General features: G+C 63.5%; 15 protein-coding genes, 2 tRNA genes and 1 pseudogene. 11 read left to right on the forward strand and 7 right to left on the reverse strand.

Annotated elements, in window-relative coordinates; genetic code table 11:
- Window positions 1-30: 30 nt before the first annotated feature.
- Window positions 31-357, forward strand: a pseudogene (locus GRS80_RS18335) (arsenic resistance protein); the annotation flags it as partial.
- 118 nt (window positions 358-475) lie between these two features.
- On the opposite strand, the gene cca reads toward GRS80_RS18335, so the two are convergent.
- Window positions 476-1,897: a CCA tRNA nucleotidyltransferase gene (gene cca, locus GRS80_RS18340; protein ID WP_160048795.1), complete on the reverse strand. Its 1,422-nt coding sequence runs from the start codon at window positions 1,895-1,897 to the stop codon at window positions 476-478.
- A 95-nt stretch (window positions 1,898-1,992) separates the two neighbouring features.
- On the opposite strand from cca, the gene GRS80_RS18345 reads away from it, so the two are divergent.
- A tRNA-Asn gene (locus GRS80_RS18345) sits at window positions 1,993-2,065 on the forward strand.
- A 75-nt stretch (window positions 2,066-2,140) separates the two neighbouring features.
- Here GRS80_RS18345 and GRS80_RS18350 read toward each other — a convergent pair.
- Together GRS80_RS18350 and GRS80_RS18355 are read right to left on the reverse strand one after the other, a co-directional pair.
- On the reverse strand, window positions 2,141-3,589 hold the full coding sequence (locus tag GRS80_RS18350) for a PAS domain-containing sensor histidine kinase (protein WP_160048796.1): 1,449 nt from the start codon (window positions 3,587-3,589) through the stop codon (window positions 2,141-2,143).
- 349 nt (window positions 3,590-3,938) lie between these two features.
- Window positions 3,939-4,361 carry a CopG family ribbon-helix-helix protein gene (locus tag GRS80_RS18355; RefSeq protein WP_160048797.1) on the reverse strand — a complete coding sequence of 141 codons (423 nt, stop codon included), beginning with the start codon at window positions 4,359-4,361 and terminating at the stop codon, window positions 3,939-3,941.
- Between the two features lie 104 nt (window positions 4,362-4,465).
- Between GRS80_RS18355 and GRS80_RS18360 the strand changes: the two genes are divergently transcribed.
- From GRS80_RS18360 to GRS80_RS18390, 7 genes are all read left to right on the forward strand, one after another.
- On the forward strand, window positions 4,466-5,671 hold the full coding sequence (locus GRS80_RS18360) for a GTP-binding protein (RefSeq protein WP_160048798.1): 1,206 nt from the start codon (window positions 4,466-4,468) through the stop codon (window positions 5,669-5,671).
- Window positions 5,672-6,994 (forward strand): GTP-binding protein, encoded by a 1,323-nt coding sequence (locus GRS80_RS18365; RefSeq protein WP_160048799.1) that lies wholly within the window; start codon window positions 5,672-5,674, stop codon window positions 6,992-6,994.
- A 35-nt stretch (window positions 6,995-7,029) separates the two neighbouring features.
- A complete protein-coding gene (locus GRS80_RS18370) occupies window positions 7,030-7,623 on the forward strand; it encodes a MogA/MoaB family molybdenum cofactor biosynthesis protein (protein ID WP_160048800.1) in 594 nt (197 codons plus the stop codon).
- Between the two features lie 66 nt (window positions 7,624-7,689).
- A complete protein-coding gene (locus GRS80_RS18375; RefSeq protein ID WP_160048801.1) occupies window positions 7,690-7,926 on the forward strand; it encodes a hypothetical protein in 237 nt (78 codons plus the stop codon).
- Between the two features lie 130 nt (window positions 7,927-8,056).
- On the forward strand, window positions 8,057-8,986 hold the full coding sequence (locus GRS80_RS18380; RefSeq protein ID WP_160048802.1) for a replication factor A: 930 nt from the start codon (window positions 8,057-8,059) through the stop codon (window positions 8,984-8,986).
- A gap of 1 nt (window position 8,987) precedes the next feature.
- Entirely contained in the window at window positions 8,988-9,623 is a 636-nt protein-coding gene (locus GRS80_RS18385; protein WP_160048803.1) for a DNA-binding protein, read from the forward strand.
- Window positions 9,624-9,837: 214 nt separating this feature from the next.
- Window positions 9,838-10,323: a VOC family protein gene (locus GRS80_RS18390; RefSeq protein WP_160048804.1), complete on the forward strand. Its 486-nt coding sequence runs from the start codon at window positions 9,838-9,840 to the stop codon at window positions 10,321-10,323.
- Between the two features lie 32 nt (window positions 10,324-10,355).
- Here GRS80_RS18390 and GRS80_RS18395 read toward each other — a convergent pair whose 3' ends face one another.
- Together GRS80_RS18395 and GRS80_RS18400 are read right to left on the reverse strand one after the other, a co-directional pair.
- Window positions 10,356-11,063, reverse strand: a complete 708-nt coding sequence (locus tag GRS80_RS18395; protein ID WP_343161649.1) for a phospholipase — start codon at window positions 11,061-11,063, stop codon at window positions 10,356-10,358.
- Window positions 11,060-12,166, reverse strand: a complete 1,107-nt coding sequence (locus GRS80_RS18400; RefSeq protein ID WP_160048805.1) for a VOC family protein — start codon at window positions 12,164-12,166, stop codon at window positions 11,060-11,062. The genes GRS80_RS18395 and GRS80_RS18400 overlap by 4 nt, the downstream gene beginning before the upstream one ends.
- Window positions 12,167-12,294: 128 nt before the next feature.
- Here GRS80_RS18400 and GRS80_RS18405 point away from each other — a divergent pair, with 128 nt between their 5' ends.
- On the forward strand, window positions 12,295-12,708 hold the full coding sequence (locus tag GRS80_RS18405) for a ribbon-helix-helix protein, CopG family (RefSeq protein WP_160048806.1): 414 nt from the start codon (window positions 12,295-12,297) through the stop codon (window positions 12,706-12,708).
- Window positions 12,709-12,764: 56 nt separating this feature from the next.
- Here GRS80_RS18405 and GRS80_RS18410 read toward each other — a convergent pair whose 3' ends face one another.
- On the reverse strand, window positions 12,765-13,220 hold the full coding sequence (locus tag GRS80_RS18410; protein ID WP_343161650.1) for a DUF5814 domain-containing protein: 456 nt from the start codon (window positions 13,218-13,220) through the stop codon (window positions 12,765-12,767).
- A 176-nt stretch (window positions 13,221-13,396) separates the two neighbouring features.
- On the opposite strand from GRS80_RS18410, the gene GRS80_RS18415 reads away from it, so the two are divergent.
- Window positions 13,397-13,468, forward strand: a tRNA-His gene (locus GRS80_RS18415).
- 172 nt (window positions 13,469-13,640) lie between these two features.
- On the opposite strand, the gene GRS80_RS18420 is transcribed toward GRS80_RS18415, so the two are convergent.
- Entirely contained in the window at window positions 13,641-15,152 is a 1,512-nt protein-coding gene (locus GRS80_RS18420; protein WP_160048807.1) for a phosphoenolpyruvate carboxykinase (ATP), read from the reverse strand.
- Window positions 15,153-15,418 lie beyond the last annotated feature (266 nt).

The following is a 15,418-nucleotide window of genomic DNA, read 5'->3' on the forward strand; positions in this document are numbered from 1 at the left end:
GAAACCTTGCTCGAGAGCGTCGTTCTCGCCAACCCCGGTGTGCTAGCGCTGCTCGCCGTCCCCGTTGTCGTCTTCTACGCCGTCAACTTCGTTCTCGGGCTGGCGATCGGACGCCTTGGCGCGTTCAGTTACGAGGAAGTCGTCTGTTTCAACTGTACGATTCTGTCGCGCAACTCGCCGACGACGCTCGCGGTCGCAGTCGTTGCCTTCCCGCACGAACCGCTCGTTCCGCTGGCGCTGGTGATCGGTCCGTTGCTCGAATTGCCGTTACTGAGTGTCGTTTCGCAGCTTCTCCTGGGGCTTCGAAAACGGTGCGTGTGGGAACGAACGGCGTCGCCCACGAGCGGGTTCGAGTGATCTCGCCGTTCGAGTCGAAGACGGCAGACGAGTGCCGGCCGACGACACCGGACAGGCTGCCGGCGAAGAGACGTCTGCCGACTGACGTCGGTCGCCTCGGCGTTCGCCCCGGCCGTGGTCACGGCGTCGGTTCGAAGTACGTACGGAGTTCGGCTCCGAACTCAGGGAGCAACGCGAGTACGTCCTCGCCGACGAGGATCCCGTACCCCTCCTCGAGAGCCGTCGCGACGTGTGCGCCGAGGGCGACGTCGAACAGCTGATCGCTCTCGAGAAACCCACGAGCGGTCGTAAACTCCCGACCGCGCTCGGTGACGTACCGATCGCCATCGAGGAACGGACCGTACACGTCGGGGTCGTCGACGTACGCGTCGTAGAACTCTCGTGAGTGATTTTTGACGTGAACTGGCGGCCCCTCGTGACGTTCGACGGCCGGTCGTCGGTCGACCGCGAGTTCGGCGAAGACGACGCAGGTGCTGTTAGCGAACGCCGTCGCGCGCAGGACGTCGAAACCCCGGCCGTCGAGTTCCTGGACGATCCCGTCGAGTGACTTGCGAAGTTGGGGATAGAGCTGGTCCTCGACAAGATCGGGTGCGTCGAACCGAACGGCGACCGGCGTCGTGTCGCGTCGCTCGAGGTGACGCCGGAGTTTGGATTCGGCCAGCGGCTCCGGTTCGTCGGTCTCGAAGAACTCGGGGTCGGGATCGTCGAGGAACGCACGCGCGTAGTGTTGGAGGCGGGCGACGTTCTCGGCCGAACAGACAGCCGCGACGTTGCGCTCGGGATCGGTGGGATCGATGACGACGAGCGGGTCGTCGAAGGTGGTCCGGCCGTGGTCTTCTGGATCGAGTCGAACCGGTGGGTGCCAGTCACGAGCGGCCTCGAGAAACGGCCGAAAGCCGCCGTATTCGCAGACGAGAAGCTCCGTGAGGTAGCCACTGAACCCTCGCGTTCGGAGGTCGCTTCCGTAGACGCCGATCCCTTTCAGAAACCCCTTCGTCATCCGGGTGTCGGCTGCGAGTTCGTCGTCGAGCTGTTCTCGAAGATACTGCGTATGAAAGGGGGTTCTGTCGACCGCCGATCGGATCTCGGTCGCGGAGTCGAGTCGGAAACAGGGGACGACGTCGACGTCGAACCCCTCGAGTTCGCCTTTGACGTAGGGGTGTTCGGCGTACTCCTCGTGGCCGTCCGGGAGGGTTTCGTGGCCGACCTCGAGCCCGTACGCCTCGAGGGTTTCCCGGTCGAGTTCCGGCGGGAACCGGACGAAAACGTCGATGTCGCGGTCGCCGCTGATCCACGTTCCGCGGGCGGACGAGCCCGCCTGTAAGACGTCGGCGTCGGGACAGCGCTCGGTCGCGGCGGCCGCCGCTCGCTCGACGAGGCGGTCCGCGACGGCCTCGAGACGCTCGCGTTCGCTCTCGTCGGGGTCGACGCGGTCGCGAACCCGACCGATGACGGCCTGGACTGAATCGTCCGGCGGGTCGTCGCGCCTGGCGATTTCTTCGCTCGTGGAATCGTCGCGGTCGGCATCCTCGTCACTCATTGAACGGTCGTACTCGAGCGATGCGTGAAAGCGTATCGAACCGGCGGAAGGCAAAACGAAAGCCCTATCAAATGCACCCGACTACGTGAAATCGAGCCGAAGTAGCTCAGATGGTAGAGCACCTCGCTGTTAACGAGGTTGTCCCAGGTTCGAGTCCTGGCTTCGGCGCTCGAAGATTTCTCCGGGATGTTCGCGGAGGCCGGAACGATCGAAGTCTAGCCTGTAGGTTTCGGCTGTTCGTGGTTATTCGGGGCCGGTTCCGACGATCTCGAATCGGAGTCCGCCGTCGCTTCCCTCGCAGACGTCGATCTCCCAGCCGTGTGCGTCGACGATCTCCTCGACGATCGTGAGCCCGAATCCCGTGCCGTCGTCGCTCGTCGTATAGCCGTGATCGAACAGTTGTTCCCGGTCGTCCGGTGGTACCCCTGGACCGTCGTCTTCGACGTAGAATCCGTCGGCGGTTCGTCCAACAGTCACCGTCACGCCCGCCCCGCCGTGTTCGATCGCGTCTGCAGAACCGTCAGGTTCTGTATGGCTCGTGGAGCCGTGCTCCACGGCGTCCTCGGGAGTTTGCGACCGAGGGCTCGTCGAACCGTGTTCGACGGCGTTCCGAAAGAGATTCTCGAAGACCTGTTTCAACCGCTCCGGGTCGGCCTCGAGCGTGCCGTCCGAATCGACGTGAAGCGACGCAGACGACGCTCGAACGGAGTCCCAGCAGTCGTCGGCGATCGACGCCAGGGAGACCGTCGTTCGCTCGTCGATCGACCGCCCTTGTCGAGCGAGTTCCAGCAGGTCCTCGATCAGTGCGTCCATGCGCTCGAGCGATCGCTTGACCTGCGGGAGGTGCTCGGAGTCGCAGTCGTTTGCGACCAACTCCAGATATCCCACCGCGGCGTTGAGCGGATTCCGAAGGTCGTGGGAGACGATGCTGGCGAAGTTATCGAGGCGTTCGTTCTGGCGCTCGATCGCCCGTTCGTACTCTTTCTTTTCGGTGATGAGTCTCGAGACGCCGATCAGCCCGTTTACCTCGCCGTCCTCGTCGTACCACGGCACTTTCGACGTGAGCGTCCACTCCTGGTCCGCCGGGTTGTACTCTTCTTTGTTGAGGATCGGTTCTCCCGTCCGGATAACCTGCATGTCGTCCGCGTACGTCTCCTCGGCTAACTCCCGGTCGTATATCTCGAGGTCGGTCCGCCCGATCGCGTCGCTAGGGGCGAGATCGTAGTCGCTCATCCGAACGTGGCGGGCGTCGGTATCCTTGACGTAGAGTGCCGTCGGAACGCGGTGAAAGAGCTGATCGATAAAGTGACGTTCCTGTCGGAGTTGGTCCTCGAGTTCTGTTCGCTCGGAGGCGTCGCGAGCGACCACCATTCCGGCTCGAGCGTCGGAGTCGTCCGCCAATCCAGTCACCGTGCAGTCGAACGGACGCCGTTCCCCGTCGGCCGTGACGAACGCTGACTCGAGACGAACGGGATCGGTGGCGTCGGAACACTGGTCGATCGTGTCCACGACGGCGGAGGTCTCCGCTCCACCGAGGATCCGATCGACCGGCATCGACTCGAGTTCGGTCTCGGAGTAGCCACTGGCCTCGAGTGCCGACCGATTCCACTCTCGAATGCGGCCGCGTTCGTCGAAGACGAAGACGGGGTCGTCGAAGCAGTCGATCGGTATCCGGGCGGATCTTCTACTCATCGATCGTATTACACACCACCGTTAGTCACGTCTTCGAAAGATATCGAGCAAAGACAATAACTGTACCGCCGTTGTGTCCCCGAGTTCGGCTCAAAGGACCCACATTTATTCACCCAGAGAGAGACAGGAGACTGATATTAATGGTGATGGTGCGCTAATTTATCATGTGGGTAACCAGTCACGCAATCACGTCACCGGACAGCGGACTTCGGCTCGAGGACTCGCGGCCGCAAACGAGCCGTGCCAGCCTCGACAACCGCTGACTCGAGTGGGCGCTGATCGACCGCGACGGGCGAACAGATCGACTCCGACTCGATCGGACCAGCGGTTTGGCGGGTGGCGTCCCCGCCTACACGTCCTGCAGACTCCCGACTGAATCGATCGGGATCAGCGAGTAATCGACCGTTCCGACGTCCTCGATCGTCCGCAAGGTCCCGACGAACGCGGAGATCGAGTCGAGGTTGCCCTCGAGGACGAAGAGGTCGAGACAGTAGTCGTCGACGTGACTGTGGTCGTTCGATACGATAACCGCCTCGTGTTCGTGGCGAATCTCGGTAACTCGGTGTTCGATGGACTGGGTGCCGAAGTCGTAGAGTACGCTCACGATACCGGCGAGTTCCCGATCCTCGAGCCGGTCGTCGTCGAACTCCGAAAGCAGAGTTCGAGCACCTTCCCGCACGACTTCACTCCGACCGGTGTAGTCGTGTTCGTCGGCGAGAGCGTCGATTCGATCGATCAGTTCAGCGGGCATCGAGACGCTGACGACGGGCATATATGAACTCTGTTTCACGATATAATAGAATTTGTTATTCAAGGCAGCACGCTTACGTAATAACTAACATTAACAAGGACCCAGACCTATTTCACAACCATCCGATGACCGACGATCACATTCCCGTTACCGTCCTGAGTGGAAGCCTCGGTGCGGGAAAGACGACAGTGCTCAACCACGTCCTGACCGCCGATCACGGCCTCGACGTCGCCGTCGTCGTCAACGACATGGGCGAGGTCAACGTCGACGCCGAACACGTCGCCCAGCAATCCGATCTGGCTGGCGACGAAGAGATCATCGAGATGTCGAACGGCTGTATCTGCTGTCGCCTGCGTGGCGACATGTTAGACGAGGTCGGCCGGCTCGCCGACCGCCGCGAGTTCGACTACTTGCTCGTCGAATCCTCGGGCATCTCGGAACCGATTCCCGTCGCACAGACGTTCGCGATGGGATTCGAGGATGCGAGCTTCGATCCAACCGGAACCTACGAACTCGATACGATGGTAACCGTCGTCAACGCTCACAGCTTCTGGGAGTCGTTCGACTCGGGGTCCGCGCTGACGAACCAGCAACTCGAGGACGAATCCGGACGCGTCCCCGAGGAGGTGTTGCTCGATCAGATCGAGTTCTGTGACGTCCTCTTGTGCAACAAGTGCGATCTCGTCCCGGACGACGCACTCGAGGAGATCGAGGCAGTTCTCGAGCGGCTTCAGCCGCGTGCGAAGATCATCCGCACCGAGTTCGGGGCCGTCGCCCCCGGGGAGATCCTCGGCACCGAACGGTTCGACTTCCAGCGAGCGCAAAACTCCGCGGGCTGGAAACACGAACTCCAGCACGACCACCACCACGATCCCCAGGAGGAACACGGGGTCACGTCGTTCGTCTACCAGCGCGATCGGCCGTTCCATCCAGAGCGGATCGCCGCGTTGCTCTCGGACCTGCCGGACGAACTCATCCGTGCGAAAGGGTTTTTCTGGAGCGCCGGTCGCGAGGACGTCGCGATGGGCGTCGACAAGGCCGGGACCTCCGTCCGAGCGGGGCCGTCAGGGAAGTGGCTCGCGACGCTGCCCGAGCGCGAACGAAAGCAGTACTTCGCCGCCCGGCCGGGGCTGAAAGACGACTGGTCCGACGAGTGGGGTGACCGAATGACGCGACTCGTCTTCATCGGCCGCGAGTTCGAGGAAGACGCCCTGATCGAGCGACTCGACGACTGCCTGCTCACCGACGACGAGATGGACGACGACTGGAACGCCTACCCCGATCCGTTCGAACCGCAAGAGCGACGTGAACTCGCGCTTACGAACCAGTAGATGGCGATTCCGGTCACCATCCTCTGTGGCGAACTGGGCGCGGGGAAAACGACGCTGCTCTCCGGCCTACTCGAGTCGAGCGACCGCGAAATCGGGCTCGTCGTCAACGACGTCGGCGCGGTGAACGTCGACGCCGACCTCGTCGAAGCCCGAACCGATCTCTCGACCGGCGAGGAGGTTCTCGCCCTCGAGAACGGCTGTATCTGTTGTAGCCTGAGCGGCGACCTCTCTCGGTCGGTGATCCGGCTCCAGCGCGAACGGACGTTCGACCACCTCGTCGTCGAAGCCTCCGGCGTCGGCGAGCCGGAACCGATCGCCCGTCAGTTCGTTCGCGGTCCGGCCGCGGGCGTCTACGACCTCGAGTCGGTCGTCACGGTCGTCGACGCCCGTCGGTTCCACGATCGGTTCGTGACCTCGGAAACCGACGAGATACCCGCGATCGAAGGCCCGGACGAGACCGGTACGCGACCGCTCGCGGACCTCGTCCTCGAACAGGTGGAGTTCTGTGATCTGCTCGTCGTCAACAAGTGCGATCTAGTAAGCGAGGCCGAACGCGACCGCGTCGTCGCGTTGCTCGAAACCCTCCAGCCCGGCGCGGAGATCGTGACGACCGAGTACGGGGACGTCGATCCGGACGACCTCCTCGAGGCCGAGCGATTCGACCTCGAGGTGGCCGCCGAATCGGCGGGCTGGAAACGTGCACTCGAGGACGAATCCGTCGCTCACACCCACGACGACGGGAACGATCACGCCCACGACGAAGACCACGACCGCGGCGAGGGCCGCGATCACGACCACGATCATGATGACGGGCACGATCATCACGACCACGATCACGCGCATCCGCACGAGGAGTACGGCATCGAAGTCGACACCTACCGGCGTCGACGGCCGTTTCACCCCGAGCGGTTCGCCGCCCTCCTCGCCGACCTCCCGGACGGACTCGTCCGCGCGAAGGGTCTGTGCTGGATCGCCGGCCGCGAACGCCAGGCAATCACGATGAGTTTTGCCGGTTCGGAGACGAGCCTCGAGGTTACGGGCCGCTGGATCGCCAGCCTCTCGGCGGAGCGCCAGGAGCGCCACCGGGCGGGACAGCCGGACCTCGAGTGGGACGAGCAGTGGGGCGACCGCGAGACACGGCTGGCGCTCATCGGCCGCGATCTCGAGATAGGAGCACTGACCGACCGCCTCGACGACTGCCTGCTCACCGACGACGAGATGGACGCCGACTGGACCGCGTTCGAAAACGACGCGCCGGCGGCGATGAGCGAGACAGCCACCGTGTCCGCGGACGCGCGGGAGCAAACGGCCGAGAACCGCTAGCAGTTATCGCCCTCGAGCGTGGAGTTGAACACGACATGACGACCGAGAGAGACGATCGGCGGAGCACCGACGAGCACGGCCACGACGTCATCGACCCGCTGTACGTCGGAATCGTGACTGTCTCGAGTTCACGCGCGGGGTCGGACGAAGCGGACCCCGACGACCCGGGTGGCGACACCATCCAGGAGTGTTTCGAGGCCGAAGGCCACGAGATTCGAGAGCGACTGCTCGTACGCGACGATTACTCGGCGATCCGGACGGCGGTCCGCGGACTGGTCGCGCGTCGCGATATCGACGTCGTCCTGACGACCGGCGGTACCGGCGTCACCGTAGACGATGTCTCGCCCGAGGCGACGTCGTCGCTGTTCGAACGCGAACTGCCGGGATTCGGTGAACTGTTCCGCTCGCTCTCGTGGGACGAAGTGGGAACTCGAGCGATGGCCTCGCGCGCGACAGCGGGTATCGCCGTCGACACGCCAGTGTTCTGTCTGCCCGGGAGTACCAACGCCTGTCGAACGGCCTGCGAACAGCTTATCGTCCCCGAAGCGCCCCACCTCGCCGGTCTGGCGACGAGCCACCGTGCGGACGTGACCGAGGGGTCGCTGTCGGACTACGGTGACGGGGAGTGAATAACCGGGGAATGGATCGACGAACGAACCGACACCGTTGAGTCCGTGCGCTCACGAGAACAGACGATGCCCGACTGCGACTACTGTGCGGCGTCGTTCGACGACGAGGATGCGTATCTCGAGCACCTCGCCATCGAGCACGCCGGCGAACTCGGGCGGATCGATCGGCGTCGGGTCGTCGACCGCGGCGCACACGAAACCGTAACCGACGGCGACTCGTTCGTGCGGTACGGCCTCGCGATCTCGATCGTGTTCATCGTCGTCGGCGCGGTCGGCTACGCGGTCACGTCCGGGCTAGTCTAACCGTCGACCGACCCGAAGGCGTCTTCTCGAGGCGATCAGTTCACTTTCGCTCCGGTGGCGGCAGTTTAAATACTATTGGGCGCGAACGTCGGTATGCCTCCCGTTGAAACCAAAGAGGAGGCGTGACACAATGAGCGACGTACGACAGCACGCGGACGACATACACGACCAGTTTTCGGACCACATCGACGTCAGCGTCGACGACGTCGAGGACCGCCTGAGCACGCTCGTCGACGAGTACAAGGTACCGATGGACGAGGCACGGCGAAGCGTCACCAACCACTACTTAGAGGAGGCGGGTCTCGAACGCGAGGACATCTCCAGTGGCTCGAGCGAGCACGTCAACGTCGAGGACGTCGACGAGCCCGAACAGTGGATCGACCTCACTGCCAAAGTCATCGAACTCTGGGACCCCCGGAGCGATTCGGTCGCCCAGGTCGGCTTGCTCGGCGATCCGACGGGAACGATCAAGTTCACCAAGTGGGCGAAATCCGACCTGCCGAGCCTAGAGGAAGGCGGCGTCTACGAACTTCGGAACGTGGTCACTGACGAGTACCAGGGCCGGTACTCGGTGAAACTCAACTCGACGACCGTCATCGAGGAACTCGAGGAGGACATCGAGGTCGGCGACGACACGAGCGAGGTCGAGGGCGCACTCGTCGACATGCAAAGCGGCAGCGGTCTCATCAAGCGCTGTCCCGTCGAGGGCTGTACCCGCGTCCTCCAGAACGGCCGATGTAGCGAACACGGCGAGGTCGAAGGCGAGTTCGACCTCCGGATCAAGGCAGTCGTCGACGACGGTATCGACGCCCACGAGGTCATCTTCGATAAGGAAGCCACCGAGGAACTGACTGGACTCAGCCTCGAGGAGGCCAAGGAGATGGCGATGGACGCACTCGATACGACGATCGTCGCCGACGAGATCGCAGACGACATCGTCGGCACCTACTACCGCATCGAGGGGCCGACGTTCGGCCGATACGTTCTTGCCGACGATGTCTCCGAACTCGATGGGCCGGCGGATGCAGAACAACTGCTGATCAAAGCGAGGTCGATGTAACATGAGCGGCGCAGAACTCACGCGCGAAGTCGCCCGGCGCGTCTTCGCCTCCGAATTCAACGACTCGACGTACGCCTTCAAAGAAAGCGACGACGAGCGCGCACCCAACTACGCGCTCCTCCCGACCGGCGACCGCGCGAACCGCGTGTTCGTCGTCGGCACCTTAACCGAGACCGAGGACGTCGGCGAGGAAAGCGAGTACTGGCGTGGCCGCGTCGTCGATCCGACGGGGACGTTCTTCGTCTACGCCGGTCAGTATCAGCCCGAAGCGGCCGCCGCGCTCCGCGACACGGAGCCGCCGGCGTACGCCGCGGTCGTGGGTAAACCCCGGACGTACGAGACCGACGACGGGACGGTCAACGTCTCGCTTCGACCCGAATCCATCGCGATCGTCGACGAGGCGACCCGCGACCGCTGGGTCGTCGAAACCGCCGAACGCACGTTAGAACGCGTCGAAGCGTTCGGGGAGTGGGAAGCCGAACAGGAGCCTCCCGAGAGCGGATCGACCGCACCCACGAACGAGTACGCCCAGATGGCTCGCGAGCGCTACGACTCGCCGGTCGAGAACTATCGGCGCGACGTGATCCAGGCGCTCGAGTCGATCGAAGGCACACAGAATCCAGAACCGACCACGTAGTGGCGGTCTACGTCCGAACGACAGGGTTGAATCAGACCCCACCACCGAATTCGACCCGCATCGACGCTGGAACGGTAGTGGACCGCCGAACGGACCCCAACTCAAGACCACCACGACACACCACCGATTCCGTTCGGCGGGTAGGCGGCAGTCGGTCAATCGGCACGGATCGGCCGGCAGATATCTTTTCAGGACCGATACCGACGGCATTCGTATGACCGAACGGTCGACCGACCGCGATCACCACCGAGACGCCGACGACCGACCACAGCTCGTCGGCATCAACCACGTCGCACTCGAGGTTGCCGACCTCGAGGCAGCACTCGAGTTCTACGAGTCGATCTTCGCGTTCGAGGAACGCGGGCGCTCCGAGACGAAAGCGTTCGTCGATATGGGCGATCAGTTTATTGCCCTCGCGGAGACCGAGGGTGACGGGATCGACGACGCCCGTCACTTCGGTCTCGTCGTCGACGACACAGACCGCGTCGAACGCCGACTCGAGCAGTTGGGAATCGATCGACTCGACGCACCCGGTCTCGAGTTTCGCGATCCCTGGGGCAACCGAGTCCAGATCGTCGACTACGCGGAGATCCAGTTCACCAAAGCCGACCACGTTCTCCGCGGAATGGGTCTCGAGGAGTGTGAGAAGACGGCTGCAGCGATCGATGAACTCGAGGAGAAGGGAATGGGGGCGGACTGACGCCGATCGGCGGCTGGTGCGGTGAGAACCGGTTACGGGTCCGGGACCATCGCGCGAATCGCCTCGAACTCGTCGTCGGTTACCTCGTGGCCGACGTCGGGATAGATTCGTTCGTCGACGTCGCCACCCGCTCGCTCGAACGCCTCGACAGTTTCGGCGGCGCGTCCACGGTCGATCCGCGGGTCGTTCTCGCCCCATCCGACGAGGATCGGCGTTCCCTCGAGGGCCGCGGTTCGGTCGTCCGAGCCGTCTCCATCGATCGCGTCGGCGGGATCGGTTACGCCGGGAGCTCTGACGGCGTCACCAGGGAGCACCCCAGAGAGGAGGAAGACGCCGCCGTACCGACTCGGGTTTCGGTGAACGAACTCCGCGACCACGCTCGCGCCCTGTGAGAACCCCCCGAGAAGCGTGCGCTCCGGCGGGACGCCGATCGATCGGGTCGCCTCGAGCGCGGCGTCGACGCACTCGACGCTCGAAGTGAGCCACGGTGCGTTCTCGGTCCGTGGGGCGGTCGTCGGACGTGGGTACCACCGACTCCGTTCGGCCTGCGGGGCGAGCAAGGCAACCCCGTGGCGGGAGATCGGATCGAACAGATTGACGACACCCTGGGCGGTCGCGCCACGGCCGTGACAGAGGACGACGGCCGCGTCTGCTGCCATCGCGGGCGCACCCGCAGTGAGCAGTTCCTGTCCCTCGTGGGGCCCCGACACGGCGGTCAGTTGGCGGCTCGAGTCCGTCACGCTCCGCCCTCGTCTTCGGTATCACCGCCTCCCGCGTCGCTCGGTTTCCGACTGTCTTCGTCGATCGGTATCGACAGCGAGGGAAGCTGGCTCTCGATCAACTCGCGATCGCTTTCGAACCAGTCCGGGAGAGAAAGCGGCAGGTCGGTCGTTCCCCTCGAGTCCGTCGACTCGGTGGTATCCGTCGCCAGCGTGCGCTCGACGGCGACGCCGTCGGTCTCGGTCGCGAGTTCGAAGAGGATGCCACCGGGTTCGCGGACGTACAGCGAGTGAAAGACGTGACGGTCTTTGACTCGCGAGACGTCGTATCCGCGGTCGTCGAACAGTTCGCGCCACTCGGACAGCGCCGCCTCGCTCTCGGCTCGGACGGCGACGTGGTGGATCGTCCCCGGACCCTCCCGGCCGAACGATGCCGCTCGCTCGGCCACCGACTCGCCCTCGAATCCGTCCGAGCCCGTTCCGGAGTCGGCCGTGGTTTCTTCCGCCGCAACTCCCACGTCGACGATCGTCGCCCGATCGCCTGTCGTGCGGTACCGGACCCGTTCGTCACCTTCCTCGTCGTACGCGAAGCCGAGAGTCTCGAGCGTACTCGCGGTGGCGTAGGGGTTCAGCGAACGCGTCGAGACGCCGTACAGATCACAGATTGCAGCGTCTGGCGGAACGTCACTTCCCGGCCACGGCTCGGCGTCAGAGTCATCAGCGTCGGAGTCGGCGACGAGTTCGAGTCTCGTCCCGACGGGATCTTCGAGTCGAAGGAACCGTTCGTCGAATCGCTCGAGCGGGCCGTCGACGTCGACGTCGTAGGCCTCGAGGCGCTCGCGCCAGTACGGGAGCGAGCCGTCGGGGACGCGGAAGGCGACGGCATCGACCTGGGGTTTTCCGACGCGTCCTGGATCGGCGTGGGGGTCGGGAAAGCAGGTAAAGACCGTCCCCGGCGAGCCCGTCGCGTCGCCGAAGTAGAGGTGGTGCTGGAGGGGGTCCTCGACGTTCACGGTCCGGGTTACGGGGTAAAGCCCCAGTACGCCGGCGTAGACGTCGACGGCCTCCTGTGCGTCACCGACGATTCCCGTCACGTGGTGGAGCCCAGGTGTGTCCGCGAGCATGGGGTCACGTTGGGGCTCGAGCGGATTAGCCTGTCCGACTCCATCTCTCTGTTCGTACTATTTTGATCGGAAGGAAAGACCGTCGTCTGACGAATCGTTAAGTGATCGGAGTACGCACTAGCGGGCGAATGGGCAACAAGAACAAGACGATCTCGTTTCGCGTCAACGAGGACGCCTTCGAGGCGCTCCAGGATATCGCCGAAGAACGGGATATCTCGCTTTCGGCCGTCTTCCGGGATTACGTCGACCAGCTCGTCGACCACGACGGCCAGGTCGAGGTCGTTCCCAGGCGGGAACTCGAGTCGCGTTCGGCACCGGCTGAGGGTGAGGACGGCGATCTCTCGTTCCCGCCGACGGTCGAGGTTCCCAAGAGTTTCATTCGCGAGCACGAACGGCTCGAACTCGAGGCCGACCACCTCCGGGAGCAACTCGACGAGTACAAGGCGTACGTCAACGACCTCCAGGACCGACTCGAGGGCGAAGACGAGGTGCTCTTACTCGACGACCTGGATGGCGAGGGCGAATCCTACCAGCTCCGGTGATCCCCTCCGGTCGACGCAGTTCGCTTCGAGCGCCGATTGCAGGCCTCGATCGCGTCTTATCTGGCGAGGTTCCGTTTCTCGCGTCTGATCTCGTCGGCTTTCGCGTCGGCGCCGTCGACGCGAGCGAGTCCTTCGGCGGCCTCGAGTGTCCGGACGGCGTCGTCGAGAAACGAAAGAACGTCGCCGGGATAGGCATAGAGCATGTAATCGTCGCTCATCACGTCGACGATGGCGTCCGGACCGAGTCCCTGCGCGCGCAACTCGAGGAGGTATCGCTGGAACTTCCGCTCGGGACAGCCACAGTAGGGGTTGTTGTCACAGTCACAGTCGAGGAAGTCCTGTGCGAACTCGAGGACGCGATCGCGGGTGGCGTCGTCGAGTTTCTCGAGGCCCTCCCCCTGGAAGAGTACGTCGAGCGTCGCCCCCTTGAACGCGCCTTTCGGGATGTTCGTCTCGAGCTGGGAGCTGAGCTGGCGGTGGTTCTTGACGTAGATCTTGTCGGTGATGGCCACGCGTTGGCGAGGCTACGGTCGGCGCGGAAAAAAGGCTCCCGGTCGCGACTGCGGCGAGAACCGACGAGCCGACGTTCCCGAGAGTGGGAAAATCCGCGTCACGAACTCGCATACGGACCGTACTCGAGTCGTAACGTATTTCAGGTGGACCAGTCCTAAATAAGCCTGCAAGCGTGTCCGGGTTGGGGTAGTGGTTATCCTTCAGCCTTGTGGAGGCTGAGACGCGGGTTCGATTCTCGCACCCGGACTTTTTCACGACGAACGATGTGAGGAGTGGAAAAGCCGGAAGGCGAGAATCGAATCAGGGAGTGAAGCGAACGACGTGAGCGAAACGACCGTGGTTCGATTCTCGCACCCGGACCTCGAGACGACGCCTGCTGGACACGGCATCCAAAAACGGACTCGAGTGAAACCGGTCGATCAGTACGTCGCTTCTTTGATCTCCTCGTCTAAGTCCTCGAACCCCTCGAGGTACTCGAGGCGCTCCTCGCGGAGTTCAGCGGCGGCGGTCTCGTACTCGTCGACGTGGTCGGGGACGGAGAACGCCTCGATGTCCAGGCCAGGGACCGCTTCGGGGAGCGTGAGGCCGGTCGCCTCGTCGTCGGTCCACTCGATCGTCCCACGGGCGAGTTCGGTGAGGATCGTCACCGACTCGGTGACGCCGATATCTTTGGACTCGTCGCCGAGATAGCCGGTGTTGATGACGAAACAGTCGACGTCCAGTTCGGCGATGAGATCGCGGAACTGGTTCCCTTCTTCGCCCTCCGAGCCGATGATAAATGGATTCGTTCCGACGACGCGGATCGATTCGCCCGCACGCGAGGGGTCGCCCGCGCTGGTCTCGATCGACTCGCCGAGCATGAACGCGACGGCCGCCTCCTCCTCGTCGAGTTTCGCGACCGGGGGCATAAGCGGGTTGCGCGTGATGAAAAAGACCTGGTCGACGCCGTCTAAGTCGATCTCCTCGTCGGCGCTCTCGAGTTCCGAGCGCTGGACGATCGCCCGGGAGTTTTTCGTGTATCGGGGCTCGTCGAAGTCGACGGTTCCGTCGTCGTCGACGGCGACGTTCTCGAGCACCGCCGATTCGTGGGTCGCAGCCGTATAGAGGGCGGGCTGTTCCTCTCGCTCGAGGCCGATCGTCTTGATGAACAGCCCCTGTCCTTCGCTTCCGGCGACGGAGCCGTCCGGGAGCAACGCACAGACGTCGTCCTGGAGCATGACGGCGTCTTCGGGCTCTTCGAGCCAGAGGCCGTGGGAGGTCAGCGTCGACTTGCCGGTCGCCGAGAGGCCGAGGAAGACCTGGCCGACAGTGTGCATGTCGCCGTCACCGTCGCGGACCCGTACACGCTTGCTGCCCGCGTGCAGACCGAGACCGCCACGCTGTTTCGTACGGTACATGAAGAGGCGGAGGAACGACTTCTTCGCCTCGCCGGTGTAATCGCTGCCGAGTACCGCGGTGAACCCGTCCTCGGGGAGCACGCGGATCGCCGTCCGCTCGTGGTCGGGGTTCTGGACGGTCACGAGGTCGGGGTCGCGGCCGTCGGCCGGCTCGAACAGCTTCGCCCACGCCAGGGCGATACGGGCGTGTGCTACCGGCACGTAGAGACGGCAACAGAAGGTCGCGTCGGGGTGGCGTCCCATGAGCCGGTCGACACAGATCATCTCACGCGCTTCGACGGCGTCGACGGCGTTCTCGAGCAGTTCGTAGTCCTCGGTCGAAAACTCGTCGTCGACTGCGTTTTTGGTCTTGTCCGCACTCCGCGAGCGGTACTCGCTGACGTACGACGAGGAGCCGAACTCGGTGGTGATCTCGTCGTCTTCGGCGAGTTCACGTAGCTCCTCGAGTGTGGGGTTGTATCGCACGTTCGACGCCTCAGTCGGATCCGGAAGCTCTCGTCTGGGAGACCGACGCTTGGTCCCGGTTTCGGACATACTAGGGATGTAATCACGCTGGTACATAAACGCCAAGGGTCCTATCCTGCGTGTGATACAAATTATCTAATCTCACGTTGCCATATGGCAGTCCATAACGGCCGACAGTAGCCGAATAGCTATAGAGTATACTCAAAGATGAGTAAACTTGACATTGGCGAGTCACCCGTTCTGGGGTCGGGCCAGACCCATCGTCGCGCGATGATTGGTCGGCCTACCGACATTACCGGCTGGGTACGCTGAATCGGATATATCTCTATTGATTA

Source organism: Natrialba sp. INN-245 (genome assembly GCF_009807105.1).
Lineage (GTDB): Archaea > Halobacteriota > Halobacteria > Halobacteriales > Natrialbaceae > Natrarchaeobius > Natrarchaeobius swarupiae.